The sequence below is a fragment of the Streptomyces sp. 3-6 genome, assembly GCF_056323165.1.
The window spans coordinates 86,792-100,237 of sequence record NZ_JBWHZP010000017.1 but is presented as its reverse complement, the minus strand read 5'-3'; the positions used below and the strand labels follow the sequence as shown (position 1 = coordinate 100,237).

Here is a 13,446-nt window from a genome sequence, read left to right as displayed (position 1 = left end):
GTCGTCGGCATGAGGCAGAACAGCACACCTGAGCGTTCCACCGGGTCCTGTCACTGCGGGGGTTTCCTCACGGTCGTCGGGGCCAGGGAGAACAATCTCCAGGACGTCTCCCTCCGGATCCCGAAGGGCCGGCTGACCGTGTTCACCGGCGTCTCGGGGTCGGGGAAGTCGTCGGTCGTCTTCGACACCCTCGCGGTCGAGTCGCAGCGGCAGCTGAACGAGACGTACACCTCGTTCGTCCGCAACCGGCTGCCGAAGTACGAGCGGCCGCACGCGGACGCCCTGGAGGACCTGACGCCCGCGATCGTCGTCGACCAGCGGCCGGTCGGCGGCCACTCCCGGTCGACGGTGGGGACCATGACGGACGTGTACGCCGTGATCCGGGTGCTGTTCTCCCGGCACGGCACACCGAGCGCCGGTCCGGCGACGGCGTACTCGTTCAACGATCCGGCCGGGATGTGCCCGCGCTGCGACGGGCTGGGCCGGACGGTGGCGCCCGACTGGGACCGCGTCCTCGACCGGGACCTCTCGCTCGCGGACGGCGCGGTCCGCTTCCCGCCGTTCGCGCCGGGGACCTGGCAGGGGCAGGCGTACACCAACAGCGACGACCTGGACCCGCACAAGCCGGTGCGGGACTTCACCGCGGCCGAGCGGGAGTTCCTGATGCGCGGACGGCCGGGCAGCAAGGTCACCGTGCACGGCACCGGCGGCACGTGGACCACCGAGTACGAGGGGCTCGCCGACCGGTTCGAGCGCCTGTACCTGAGGCGGGACCTGGCCGCGATGAGTGCCCGGACCCGCGACACGGTGCGGCGGTTCCTGACGGAGGACACCTGCCCGGACTGCGGCGGCGCCCGGCTGAACGCGGCGGCGCTGGCGACCCGGGTGGGCGGGCTGTCGATCGCCGACTGCGCCCGGATGCAGGTCACCGACCTGATCGGCGCGCTGCGGGGGATCGACGACCCGGTCGCCGCACCGGTCGCCCGGGCCGCCGTCACGGCGCTGGAGCGCATCGAGGCGATCGGTCTCGGCTACCTGAGCCTGGACCGGGAGACGGCCACCCTGTCCGGGGGCGAGGGCCAGCGGCTGAAGACGGTGCGGCACCTGGGGTCGAGCCTGTCCGGGATGACGTACATCTTCGACGAGCCCACCGTCGGGCTGCACCCTCGCGACGTGCACCGACTGGGCGACCTGCTGCTGCGGCTGCGCGACCGGGGCAACACGGTGCTGGTCGTCGAGCACGACCCGGACGTGATCGCGCTGGCCGACCACGTCGTCGACATGGGGCCGGGCGCGGGGGCGGGCGGCGGCCGGGTGGTCTTCGAGGGGACCCCGGACGCCCTGGCCGCCGCGGACACCGTCACCGGGCGGTACCTGGGGCGGCGGCCGACGGTCAAGGACGTGGTGCGGGAACCGTCGGGCGCGCTGTGGGTGAGGGACGCCGGCCGGCACAACCTGCGCTCCCTGAGCGTACGGTTCCCCGCCGGGGTCCTCACCGCGGTGACCGGGGTCGCCGGGTCCGGCAAGAGCACGCTGGTCGCCGAGTTCACCGCGGCGCACGAGGACGCCGTCGTGGTGGACCAGTCCTCGATCGGCATCTCGGCCCGGTCCACCCCGGCCACCTACCTCGGGATCATGGACACGGTGCGCGGCATCTTCGCCCGGGAGACCGGCCGTGACCCGGGACTGTTCAGCTTCAACTCCGCCGGGGCGTGCGCGGCCTGCGAGGGCCGGGGGACGATCCGGACGGACCTGGCGTTCATGGACCCGGTGACCACGACCTGCCCGGACTGCGCGGGACGGCGTTTCGGCGACGACATCCTCGCGCTCACCGTCGCCGGGCGGTCCGTGGCCGACGTGCTGGACATGACGGCCGACGAGGCCCTCGGCTTCTTCGACGACCCGGCCGTGGGACGGCGCCTCGGCGCCCTGCGGGACGTCGGGCTGACGTACCTCACGCTCGGGCAGCCGCTGTCCACGCTGTCCGGCGGGGAACGCCAGCGGATCAAGCTGGCCACCCGGCTGCACCGCACGGGCGTGGTCTACGTCCTGGACGAGCCGACGACCGGCCTGCACATGGCGGACGTGGACGGTCTCGTCACCCTGCTGGACCGGCTGGTGGACCGGGGGAACACCGTCGTGGTGGTGGAACACCACCTGGACGTCGTCGCCCGCGCCGACTGGGTCGTGGACCTCGGTCCGGGCGGCGGCCGGGAGGGCGGCCGGGTGGTCTTCGAGGGCACGCCCGCGCAACTCCTGCGCGCCGACGGCACGTTCACCGGGGAGCACCTGCGGCGGGCCGTCCGGGGGCGCTGACCCGCCTGTCCCCGGCCGGCGGGAGGCCGCGCGGACGCCGCGTTACCGGTGGTACATCTCATCGCCGCCGGGGGTGGTCCTGTCCCGATTCGCCCTGCATGATGGTCCGCCGACGGCCGGGGGATTCCGTGTGTACCGCGCGATTCCCCCCGGCCCGTGGTCCGACAGCCCCGTCCGATTCGGAGTCCCGCCCGTGTCCAGCAAGAAGGCCCTCGTCCGCCGTCCCGGCCCCCGGCTCGCCGAAGGGCTGGTCACGCACATCGAACGGGAGCCGGTCGACGCCGGCCGCGCGCTGGAGCAGTGGGAGGCGTACACCGAGGCGCTGCTCGATCACGGCTGGGAGACGGTGGAGGTGGACCCGGCCGACGACTGCCCGGACGCGGTGTTCGTGGAGGACACCGTGGTGATGTTCCGGAACGTGGCGCTGATCGCCCGTCCCGGCGCCGAGTCGCGGCGCCCCGAGACCGCCGGCATCGAGGAGGCCGTGGCCGCGCTGGGCTGCTCGGTGAACTGGGTCTGGGAGCCGGGCACCCTGGACGGCGGTGACGTGCTGAAGATCGGCGACACGGTGTACGTCGGCCGGGGCGGGCGGACCAACGCGGCCGGGGTGCAGCAGTTGCGGGCGGCCTTCGAACCGCTCGGCGCACGGGTGGTGTCCGTGCCGGTGAGCAGCGTGCTGCACCTGAAGTCGGCGGTCACGGCGCTGCCGGACGGCACGGTCGTCGGCCACCTGCCGACCGTGGACGTGCCGTCCCTCTTCCCCCGCTTCCTGCCCGTTCCCGAGCCGTCGGGGGCGCACGTCGTGCTCCTCGGCGGGGACCGGCTGCTGATGGCGGCCAGCGCCCCGAAGACCGCCGAACTGTACGCGGACCTCGGGTACGAGCCGGTGCTGGTGGACATCGGCGAGTTCGAGAAGCTGGAGGGCTGCGTGACCTGCCTGTCGGTCCGGTTGCGGGAGTTGTACGCCTGACGGGCCGCTCCCTCGCGGAGGCCGGCCCGCCGGGACGCGCGCATGGGCCGCCCGGCCGAGGGGACTCGGGCGACGGACCCGGGCGGGGGACCAGGGGCGCCCGCGGCCGTTCGCCTCTGCCTCCCGGCCTCGGGGTTTACGGCGCCCTTAACCTACGGTTTCGTAACCTACGGTTTCGTAGCCTACGATGCCGTAGGTTCCGGCACCGCTCGCCGGATCCCGTCCCACCCCCGTCCCCCTGGAGTTCTCGTGACGCTCGCTTCTCCCCACCTCGCCAGTTCGACCGGTTGGACGGACGCACGGCTGCTGTACGCCCTGGAGGAAGTGGTCGAGAAGGAACTCAACCGGCATCTGAAGGTCGCCAAGGACTGGATGCCGCACGAGTACGTCCCCTTCAGCGACGCCCGCAACTTCCCCGGCTTCTTCGAGGACGGCGAGGCCTGGGACAAGGAGCAGTCCAAGGTCACCGAGGTCGGCCGCATCGCCCTGGTGGTGAACCTGCTGACCGAGGACAACCTCCCCAGCTACCACCACGAGATCGCCACCCTGTTCGGCCGCGACGGCGCCTGGGGCACCTGGGTGCACCGCTGGACCGCGGAGGAGGGCCGGCACGGCATCGTGATGCGGGACTACCTGCTCGCCTCGCGCGCGGTGGACCCGGACAAGCTGGAGCAGTTCCGCATGGCCCACATGAGCGAGGGCTTCGAGTCGGACAACCGGCACTCGATGCTGCACTCGGTCGCCTACGTCTCCTTCCAGGAGCTGGCCACCCGCATCTCCCACCGCAACACCGGCCACCAGTCGGGGGACCCGGTCTGCGACCGCATGCTGGCGCGCATCGCGACCGACGAGAACCTGCACATGGTCTTCTACCGCAACCTGCTCGCAGCGGCCTTCGAGATCGCCCCCGACCTGACCATGATGGCGGTCCGCGACGTGGTCGTGAACTTCCGCATGCCCGGCCACGGCATCCCCGGTTTCGAGCGCGCCGCCGCGCAGATGGCGATCGGCGAGGTCTACAACCTCCGCATCCACCACGACGACGTCCTGCAGCCTGTGCTGCGCTTCCTGAAGGTCATGGAGATCGACGGCCTGGGCCCGGAGGGCCTGAAGGCCCAGGAGGAGCTGGGCCTGTTCATGAACGGCCTGGACGCCGAGGCCGCGAAGTTCGACGAGAAGCTGGCCGCCCGCAAGGCCCGCATGGCGGCCCGCGCCGCCGGCTGACCGCCGCACCACGTTCCGTCGGGAGGCCCGGCGTGCGCCTCCCGCCAGGCGCGCGCCGGGCCTCCCGGCTTGCGCGGCGGCCCCACCGGCAGGCACTGCGCGGCCAGCCGGAAGGGGCTGCGGCAACCTAACGGGAGGTGCGGCGCAGCGCCAGCCGCTCCTTCTCCGACAGCCCGCCCCAGACCCCGAAGCGCAGGTCGTGCGTCAGGGCGTACTCCAGGCAGGCGGCCCGGATGGGGCACATCCCGCAGATCCGCTTGGCGTCGCGGACCGAGCTGCCGGGCTCGGGGAAGAAGAAGTCTCCCCCGGTCTGGGCGCACAGCGCCTCCTCCTGCCAGGTGAGGTCGGGCGCCGGGAACGTTTCGGTGTGCATGGCCAGAAGCGTCTCCCCCGGCGCGAAACGTTCGCTCAACGCCGGATCAACGCCGGGGGTGGCGGGGGCCGGGCGGCCCCACCACCGGGTCATTGCTCTTCCGGGTCTCCCCGGAGCACGGCGAACACGGCGCCGTACGGGTCCTCCAAGCGGGCGAGGCGGCCGACGCCGGCGATCGAGGTGGCCGGCATCCGTACGCCGCCGCCCAGGGCGGCGGCCTCGGCGACCACCGCGTCCGGGTCGTCGACGCCGAAGTAGGGCAGCCAGTGGGGCCGGGCACCGGCCCGCGCGTCGTCGGGATCGTCGGCCAGTGGGACCAGGCCGCCGAACGCGCCGTCCTCACCGGTGCCCGCCGGGTTGAGGGACGTGTAGACCCCACCCGGGAACGTCACCCCGGTCGTCTCCCAGCCGAGGACCCGGCGGAAGAAGGCAGCGGTGCGGGCGACGTCCGGGGTGTGCAGTTCGGCCCAGCACAGCGAGCCCACGTCCCCGGCCCGGTCGAGGCCGGTGCGTCCCTCGGGCTCCCAGACGCCGAAGGGGACCCCGGCGGTGTCGGTGAGGATCGCGGACCGCCCCTGGCTCCTCACCTGCTCGGGCGGGGAGGTGACACCGCCGCCCGCGGCCCGGGCCACCTCGGCCGTGGCATCCGCGTCGGAGGTCTGGAAGTAGACGGTCCAGGCGGGCGGCCCCTGCTCGGGCGTGACGCGGGTCGACGCGGCGACGATCTGCCCGTCCCGCTCGAAGAACCCGTAACCACCGCCCTCCGGCCCCGCCGACCGGTACGTCCAGCCGAACAGCGGCCCGTAGAAGGACGTGGCGCCCTCGACGTCGGGGGTGCCGACCTCGATCCAGTCCGGGGCGCCGTCGACGAAGCGGGTGGTGAGCATGGTGTCTCCTCCGGCGGTCTCGTTCCCGACTCCGCCGAGTCTTCCACCGCCCACTGACACCGGCCCGCCCACCGGCACCGGCCGTGGCGTCCGCGTCGGAGGCCGGGCGGAGGGGCCGGTCGGAGGCCGGGCGGAGGGGCCGGTCGGAGGCCGGGCGGAGGGGCCGGTCGGAGGCCGGGCCTCCGGCCCGTCCGAGGCCGCTCCCCGGCGGGACTCAGGCCGAGGCCCGCCGGACCAGGGTGGTCGGGAGGACCACGCCGGCGGCGGAACCGCCGGCCTCCTCCTCCGGGTCCGGGGTCCCGCGGTCCAGGTCGCGCAGGAGCAGGCGGGCCATGAGGCGGCCCATCTCCTCGATGTCCTGGCGGACCGTGGTGAGCGGCGGGTCGGTCTGTTCGGCCACGGGGAGCATGTCGTCGAAGCCGACCACGGCGACGTCGTCCGGCACCCGGCGCCCGTGCTCGCGCAGGGCCCGCAGGGCGCCGGCGGCGGTGAGGTCGTTGGCGGCGAACACCGCGTCCAGCGAGGGCCGTCGGTCCAGCAGCTCACGCATCGCGCGTTCACCGCCGCCGGCCGTGAAGTCGCCCTCCGCGACGAGGAGCGGGTCGGCGCCGGCCATGACGTCCCGGTAGCCGGCGAGCCGGTCCGCCGCCGAGGTCTGGTCCAGGGGGCCGGTGATGTGCGCGACGTGCTCGCGGCCGAGGCCGAGCAGGTGACGCACGGCGTCCCGGGCCCCGCCGCGGTTGTCGCTGTCCACGTACCGCACGTCGTCGGCGCCGCGCCCGCCGGTCCAGCCGGGCCGGCCGCCGAACACGGTGGGGACGCCCGCGCGCTGGATCAGCTCCGGCAGCGGGTCGGCCAGGTGCAGGGAGAACACCAGCGCTCCGTCGACGTGTCCGCCCGCCAGGTAGCGGCCGACCCGGGCGTGGTCGTGGCGGCCCTCGGTGAGCAGCAGGACCAACTGGTTGTCGTGGGCGGTCAGCTCCTTGCTGATGCCGCGCAGCTGCCGGGCGAAGAACGGGTCGGAGAACACCCGGGACTCGGGCTCGGCGACGATCACGGCGACCGCGTCGTGGCGTTTGGTGACCAGGCTCCGGGCGGCCTGGTTGGGCACGTAGCCGAGTTCCTCCACGGCCTGCCGCACCCGTTCGGCCAGCGGCTCGCGGACCCCGTCGCCACCGTTGACCACCCGGGACACGGTGGCCCGGGAGACCCCGGCCCGCGCGGCCACGGCCTCCAGCGTGGGGCGCGGCACAGTCTCCGTCACGTCTGGGGCTCCTCACCTGCGGCTCCGGGACAGGATAGCCCCGGTGCGCGGGCGGGCGAGAGCGCTTCCGTGGGGTGGGACACCGGCGGTGAGGGCCGCCGGGACCCGCCCGGGACGGTGCCGGGACCCGCCGGCGACGATGCCGGGCCCGTCCGGGACGATGCCGGACCCGCCAGGGGCGGTGCAGCACCCGTCCGGGGCGGTGCCGGACCCGTCCGGGACGGTGCTGGGACCCGCCAGGTTCGGCGCCGCACCCGTCCGGCGCGGTACCGGACCCGTCCCGGACGATGCCGGGCCCACCCAGGGCGGCGAGGGGAGCGGCGGAACCGTCAGTGGTGGTGAGGCGCCTCGGCCGCGCTCGCCCCGGACCCGGTCCGCTCCGCGGCCGGGGAGCCGGCGGCCGGCTGCCCGCCGTCCGCGTCCCGCGCGGAGGACTTCTCCGCTCCCGGGCCGCCGGACCCGGAGCCGTCGGCGCCCTGCCGCGTCGAGCCCGAGCCGTGGTGGTGGGGATGGTCCGGGTCGTACCCGGGGATGGTGCCGTCCGGCTTCTTCACCAGGAACAGGCCGACCATGCCCATGTCCGAGTGGCTCTGGACGTGGCAGTGGTACATCCAGGCCCCGGCCCCGACGCCCTCCCCGGCGATGATCTGGAAGCCGAAGGAGTCCGCCGGTCCGCAGATCTTGTTGTCGATGACCCGGCTGGGGTCGTCGGGGCCGGTCAGGATGCCGGTGCGGTTGTCGGCCCAGCGGTGCCCGTGCATGTGGAACGTGTGGTAGAACTCGCCGTGCGTGATCATGACGATCTCCACCCGGTCGCCCACGGTGGCCTCGAAGTCCGGACCGGTGTGCGCGGGCCGGTTGTTGATGGTCATGTCGTTGAAGACGATGGTGTGCGTCCGGTCGGGCAGGACGTCGCCCTTGCGGCGCACGATCACCGCGCCGTAGAGGCCGTTGCGGATGCCGCCCGTGCCGTGTTCGGTGCCGACGACGTGGTCGTGGTAGTGCCAGTAGCCGGCGCTTCCGGACCGCCAGGTGCCGTCGGAGCGCCGGCCGGGGCGGTGGGTGCGCCAGGTGTAGGTGCGGGTGCCACCCGGCGGGACGTCGCTCTTGTTCTGCTTGGTGCCGTCGCTGGAGATCTCGTAGTCCAGGCCGTGGACGTGCAGGCTGACGGGGACGTCCATGGTGTTCTCGAACTCGACGTGCAGCGTGTCGCCCTCGTTGAGCTCGATGAGCGGGCCGGGGACGGACGCCTTGCCCTTCGTCAGGCCGTAGCCCATCTGCCCGCCGGGCAGGCGCTCGGCGTACATCTTGATGCGCCGGACCTCTCCCCCGGCGGGCGCGGTGCGCACCGGGCCGGCCGCGCTGACCGCCTCGGGGGCCAGCGACAACGATGTCGCGACGGCCGCTCCGCCCAGCAGTACCCGTCGGTTGAAGCCGCGTCTGTCCATGCCGAACTCCCCTGGATGCGGGCGTACGTTGGGCCCGTGGCTGTCATGAACCTGTGAAACGGTACCGACCGTCCCGCCGTTCATCCACACTCAGGACAAAGTTCGTTCCGTTGCGGCCATAGGTATTGGCGAGTGACGCAAAGAGGTCTAGCTTCCTTGACGCCGTTGCTGCGACCGAGGAGGGGTGGGTGACCACATGCGGTTCCCCTCGCACCAACAACCCGATGAAACAAGCGGGTTGAGCACCACAGGCCAGGGAACGACACGGGCCGCCGGGAGGAGACGGCGGGCCTGGGCGGCCACCGTCACCGCAGGGATCGTGGCCGCCGGGCTGATGTCCGGCCCCGCGGCGAGTGCGCGCCCGGACACGGATCCGTCCATGACAACGATGTCCATCAAGGCACCCCCGGGCAGCGCCGACGTACGGGTGCTGCTGTTCCACGGCTCCGCCGCGGGCGGTGAGGAGTCGCCGGTGGTGAACGCCGGGATCGCGGCGATCGAGCGGATCGGGCTGACCGGCCCCGCCGAGCAGCGCTTCTCGGTGACCGCGACCGACAACGCCGCCGTCTTCACCAACGACAAGCGGCTGAGCCGCTTCAACGCCGTCGTGTTCCTGACCGGCGGCGGGGACGTCCTCGACCCGGACCAGGAGGCCGGCCTGGAGGCGTACATGGAGGCCGGCGGCGGGTTCCTCGGCATCCACGACGCGGCGCGCGCCGAACCGTACTCGGACTGGTTCACCGGCCTGATCGGCGCCCGGCCGGCGGCCTCCCCGGACCGGGTGCAGCGGGCGACCGTCGAGGTGGGCGACCGCCGGCACCCGGCGACGAAGGACCTGCCGCTGCAGTGGAAGCGGCCGGACAAGTGGCTGAACTGGGCGAAGAACCCCTCGGGCGACGTCCACACGGTCGCCCGCGTACGGGAGTCGACGTACCAGCCCGGGGCCGGCGCCCACGGCGCGGACCACCCGGTCAGCTGGTGCCGGGACTACGACGGCGGCCGGTCCTTCTACACCGGCATGGGCGGCACGGTGTCGTCCTACGACGAGACCGACTTCCGCGACCACCTGCGCGGGGCCCTGCTGTGGACCACCCGGCTGGTGCAGGCCGACTGCAAGGCGACGATCAACGGCAACTACACGGCCGAGCGGCTCACCGAGCCCAACCCGCCGGGGCAGAACGACCAGATCGGCGAGCCGCACGGCCTGGTCACCGCCCCCGACGGCCGCGTGTTCTACATCGGCCGCGGCGGCGCCGACTCCTCCCGCCCGGTCGTCACCGACTGGAACGACCCGGACATCGGCAAGGGCCGCGGCGAGATCCACATCTACGACCCGACAACCGGGAAGGTCACCCTCGCCGGGGCGCTCGACGTCTTCGGCAACAAGGGCGGCGGGGACGAGCTGCGCAAGAACGAGGAGGGCCTGCTCGGCATCGAGCTGGACCCGGGGTTCGCGCGCAACGGGTGGGTGTACCTGCACTACACGCCGCACTCGGAGATCGACCGCGAGACCCGCATGGCCGAGCGGCGCGTCTCCCGTTTCACGCTGGACCGGGAGACGGACGAGCTGCTGCCCGGCAGCGAGAAGGTGCTGCTGAAGTGGCCGGTGCAGATCCACAGCTGCTGCCACGCGGGCGGCGGCATGGCCTGGGACTCGAAGGGCAACCTCTACATCGCCACCGGCGACAACAACTCCAGCGGTTTCAGCGACGGTTACTCGGGCAACAACCCGCAGCCGAACTACCGGGGCGTCTCGTTCGCGGACGCGCGCCGCACCGCGGGCAACACCAACAACCTCAACGGCAAGATCCTGCGCATCCACCCGGAGCCGGACGGCACGTACACCCTGCCGGAGGGTAACCTGTTCACCGGTGAGGAGACCGCCGAGGGCGGCGGGAAGACGCGCGGCGAGATCTACGTGATGGGCGTGCGCAACCCGGCGCGCATCTCCGTCGACCCGGCGACCGACGTCCTGTACGCCGGCTGGGTCGGTCCGGACGCCGGGCAGCCGTCGACGACGTGGGGGCCGGCCAAGTACGACACCTTCGCCGCCATCACGAAGGCGGGCAACCACGGCTGGCCGTACTGCATGGGCAACAAGCAGCCCTACCGGGACCGCAACCTGCCCGACCCGTCCGAGCCGCTGGGCTGGTACGACTGCGACGCCCCGAAGAACGAGTCGCCGAACAACGACGGCCTGGTCAACCTCCCGCCGGTGACCTCCAACACCATCTGGTACTCGCCGCAGGGCGGCGCCCCGGACTTCCCGCGCGACGCGAACGGCGTGCCCTCCTACAAGGCCGGCGAGGCCACCTACGGGCTGCCCTGGCTGAAGGGCGGCGGCCAGGCCGCGATGAACGGGCCGGTGTACCGCTTCGACGCCCGCAGCGACAGCGCCGTCAAGTGGCCCGCGTACTGGGACGGCAAGTGGTTCGTCGGCGACTTCTACGACGCCGACCAGCCGCGCCACGCGGTGCTCCTGGACCCGAAGACGGTAGGGAGCGGCGGGCTTCCGGTGCACGCGGAGTCGCTGAAGAAGATCGTGCCGGTCGGCAACGACGGCATCAAGAACCTCATGGACTGGAAGTTCGGTCCGGACGGCGCGCTGTACGTCCTCGACTACGGCCGCGGCTTCTTCACCTCGGACGCCAAATCGGCGCTGTGGCGGGTCACCTACACCGGTGGCGGGCCGACCCCGGCCGCCGGCGATCTCGCGAGGAGGACCGGATGACCCCGGTGACACGACAACGGCGCCTGTGGGCGGCCCTGTTGGCCGCCCTGCTGATGGCGCTCGGCCTGCAGAGCGCCTCCGTGGCAGACGGCCGCGGCACGAGCGGGGCGCGGGCCGCGGAGCAGGTCCTCACCTGGACCGCCGGCAACGACATCGACCGGTACCTGTCGGCGCCGACGACCGCGGTGGCGGGCAGGGCGACGATCGTCTTCGAGAACAGCGCGGCCACCGGCAACACCACCGGCATGCCGCACACCCTGACGTTCGTGACCTCCGATCCGGAGTTCAACAACGACGTCCAGCTGAACATCCTGGCCAACCCGGGCGACGCCCAGGGCGGCCGGCACACCGCGGAGGTGACCCTCACCCCGGGCCGCTACTTCTACCACTGCACGATCCCCGGCCACGGCGAGATGCAGGGCATCCTGGTGGTGACCGAGGGCGGCGGCGAGGACGACACCACCGCGCCCGAGGCCACCGCCGAGGTGACCGGCACGCGCAACGCCGAGGGCCAGTACGTCGGTTCGGCGAGCGTCGTCCTGGAGGCCACCGACGAGGGCTCCGGCGTCGAGCGCATCGAGTACGCCCTCGGCGACGACGAGACCTGGCAGCCGTACACCGCTCCGGTGGTGATCGACCAGGTCGGCGACCACACCGTGCGCTACCGGGCACTGGACAAGGCGGGCAACGTCTCGGAGACCAGGAGCGTCGGCTTCACCGTCGTCGCCCCGCCGACCGACGACACCACGGCGCCCGAGACGTCGGCGACCGTGGACGGCGAACGGAACGAGGACGGCACCTATGTCGACATGGCGACGGTGACCGTCACCGCCTCCGACACCGGTTCCGGCGTCAACACCATCGAGTACGCGATCGGCGAGGGCGCCTGGCAGCCGTACACCGGCCCGGTCATGGTGCACCGGGTCGGCACGCACACCGTCCGCTACCGGGCCACCGACCGGGCGGGCAACGTGGCCGCCGTGAAGAGCGTGCGGTTCACGGTCGTCGCCGCCGCCCCGCAGGACACCACGCCCCCGGTGACCGGGGTGGGCGTCGACGGCACCAGGAACTCCGACGGCGCCTACGTGGGCAGCGCGCGGGTCACGGTGAGCGCCACCGACGAGGGCGGGTCCGGCGTCGCCGGGATCGCGTACTCGCTCGACGGCGGCCCGTACCTCGCCTACTCCCGGCCGGTCCTGGTCGACCGGCCGGGCCGGCACACCGTGGCCTACCGGGCGACCGACCGGGCGGGCAACACCTCCGAGGCGCTCACCGTGGGCTTCACGGTGGTGGCGGGCGGCGGCGTGCCCGCGCCCAACTGCCCGGAGTACGACGAGCGGCGGACGGTGTTCGTCGGCACGGTCGACACCGGGGTGCCCAACCGGGTCACCGACAACCGGTGCCGGATCGGCGAGCTGATCGAGGACGAGAAGGAGTGGACCTCCCAGGCGCTGTTCCTCAAGCACGTGCGGACCGTCCTGGACGCCCTGAGGAAGGAAGGCGTCGTCGACCAGCGGGAGTACCGGGCCGTGAACCAGGCCGCCCGGCAGTCGGGCATCGGCACGCCCGGCCAGACCGACGGCTACCGCCCGATCCTCGACGGCACCGAAGCGTCCTTCGCCAAGTGGCAGCACGTGGGCGGCGGTTCGTTCGCGCTGAACGAGGACGGGTCGATCACCTCGGGCACTTCCCGGGGCGGGCTCGGCATGCTGTGGTTCCCCGAGCGGAAGTACGGCGACTTCTCGCTGAAGCTCCAGTGGCGTGACGACGCGCCCGGCAGCCAGAACGCCAACTCCGGTGTGTTCGTGCGGTTCCCGCAGATCCACGATCACCCGGAGGAGCCGCGCCCCGAGTGGGCGGCCATCAAGTACGGGCACGAGATCCAGGTGTTCGACTCCCCGACCGGCGACATGTACAAGACGGGCTCGGTCTACGGTTTCGACCGGGTGGGCCTGGCCGGTGCGGGCGTCACGCAGAAGGGCACCTGGAACGACTACGAGATCCGCGTGGTGGACCAGCACTACTCGGTCTACCGCAACGGTGTGCTGATCAACGAGTTCCACAACACCGGCGGCCAGGACTTCACCCCGCCGCGTGCGGACGACCCGGGCACCGACGGGCGTCGGTTCGCCTCCGGCTACATCGGGCTCCAGGTGCACGGCACCGGTGACGTGGTCTCGTACCGCGACATCAGGATCAAGGACCTGTCCTGATCCACCGGTCCGGCCGGGCC

9 protein-coding genes are annotated in these 13,446 nt (G+C 72.8%); 5 read left to right on the top strand and 4 right to left on the bottom strand.

What is annotated here, in order from left to right; translation table 11 throughout:
* Positions 1-9 precede the first annotated feature (9 nt).
* The 3 genes from AC02VZ_RS21285 to AC02VZ_RS21275 all read left to right on the top strand — a co-directional run bounded on the left by AC02VZ_RS21285 (position 10) and on the right by AC02VZ_RS21275 (position 4,510).
* Complete coding sequence (locus tag AC02VZ_RS21285) at positions 10-2,316, top strand: ATP-binding cassette domain-containing protein (protein ID WP_476476133.1); 2,307 nt, start codon at positions 10-12, stop codon at positions 2,314-2,316.
* A 193-nt stretch (positions 2,317-2,509) separates the two neighbouring features.
* Positions 2,510-3,286, top strand: coding sequence for a dimethylargininase (gene ddaH / locus AC02VZ_RS21280; RefSeq protein WP_432055372.1), 777 nt, complete (start codon positions 2,510-2,512; stop codon positions 3,284-3,286).
* A 249-nt stretch (positions 3,287-3,535) separates the two neighbouring features.
* The gene (locus AC02VZ_RS21275; RefSeq protein WP_432055371.1) at positions 3,536-4,510 is read left to right on the top strand and encodes an acyl-ACP desaturase; all 975 of its coding nucleotides are present in this window, start codon (positions 3,536-3,538) and stop codon (positions 4,508-4,510) included.
* A gap of 127 nt (positions 4,511-4,637) precedes the next feature.
* Here AC02VZ_RS21275 and AC02VZ_RS21270 read toward each other — a convergent pair whose 3' ends face one another.
* From AC02VZ_RS21270 to AC02VZ_RS21255, 4 genes are all read right to left on the bottom strand, one after another.
* A complete protein-coding gene (locus AC02VZ_RS21270) occupies positions 4,638-4,883 on the bottom strand; it encodes a WhiB family transcriptional regulator (protein WP_432055370.1) in 246 nt (81 codons plus the stop codon).
* 89 nt (positions 4,884-4,972) lie between these two features.
* Positions 4,973-5,770: a VOC family protein gene (locus tag AC02VZ_RS21265; RefSeq protein WP_432055369.1), complete on the bottom strand. Its 798-nt coding sequence runs from the start codon at positions 5,768-5,770 to the stop codon at positions 4,973-4,975.
* Positions 5,771-5,984: 214 nt separating this feature from the next.
* Positions 5,985-7,034 (bottom strand): LacI family DNA-binding transcriptional regulator, encoded by a 1,050-nt coding sequence (locus tag AC02VZ_RS21260; RefSeq protein ID WP_432055368.1) that lies wholly within the window; start codon positions 7,032-7,034, stop codon positions 5,985-5,987.
* 329 nt (positions 7,035-7,363) lie between these two features.
* Positions 7,364-8,482: a multicopper oxidase domain-containing protein gene (locus AC02VZ_RS21255; protein ID WP_476476132.1), complete on the bottom strand. Its 1,119-nt coding sequence runs from the start codon at positions 8,480-8,482 to the stop codon at positions 7,364-7,366.
* A gap of 196 nt (positions 8,483-8,678) precedes the next feature.
* Here AC02VZ_RS21255 and AC02VZ_RS21250 point away from each other — a divergent pair, with 196 nt between their 5' ends.
* Positions 8,679-11,213, top strand: a complete 2,535-nt coding sequence (locus tag AC02VZ_RS21250) for a ThuA domain-containing protein (RefSeq protein WP_476476149.1) — start codon at positions 8,679-8,681, stop codon at positions 11,211-11,213.
* A complete protein-coding gene (locus AC02VZ_RS21245; protein WP_476476131.1) occupies positions 11,210-13,426 on the top strand; it encodes an OmpL47-type beta-barrel domain-containing protein in 2,217 nt (738 codons plus the stop codon). The genes AC02VZ_RS21250 and AC02VZ_RS21245 overlap by 4 nt, the downstream gene beginning before the upstream one ends.
* Positions 13,427-13,446: the final 20 nt, after the last annotated feature.